This is a genomic window from Staphylococcus sp. EG-SA-2 (genome assembly GCF_017152085.1).
This window is the reverse complement of the sequence record NZ_JACYHC010000263.1, coordinates 1-467: the sequence shown is the minus strand read 5'-3', so window position 1 is coordinate 467 and position 467 is coordinate 1. Positions and strand designations below refer to the sequence as shown.

Here is a 467-nt window from a genome sequence, read left to right as displayed (position 1 = left end):
CATTCGAGCGCGCCAGACGAACAGAGCTCTCTGCTCAGACGAACAATGGAGACAAGAACGAAGAGAAGACGAAAAGAGAGGCGAGGAGAGAGAGGGGCAAGGACAGACAGCGGGGAAGAGAGGAGGGAAGAGGGGAGGGGAGGGGAGGGGGGGGGGGGGGGGGAAAGAAGAAGACGGAAGAAGAGAGGAGAAGGAGGCTCGTGGGAGAGGAGAGGGGGAGAAGAGAAAGGGAGAGAAGAGAGAAAAAAGGAAAAAGGAGAAAAAAAAGGAAGGAAAGGGGAAGAAAGGGAGAAAAGAAAGGAAGGGAAAGAGGGGGGGAGAGGAAGGGAAGGAGGAAGATATCGGAGAGAGGGGAAGGAAAAGAGGGAAAAGGATGGGAAGGAGGGAGGAGGGGGGAGGGAAGGAAAGGAAAAAAAGCTATACAACACATATGAATGAGCTTAAAAATTGTTTCGATTACATAGCTG

Annotated in this window: 1 protein-coding gene; it reads left to right on the top strand. The window is 52.0% G+C overall.

Annotated elements, in window-relative coordinates; all coding sequences use genetic code 11:
• Window positions 1-434 (top strand): hypothetical protein (locus IDG60_RS27345; RefSeq protein WP_206160463.1); only part of this gene is annotated, 434 nt, incomplete at its 5' end.
• Between the last annotated feature and the right edge of the window lie 33 nt (window positions 435-467).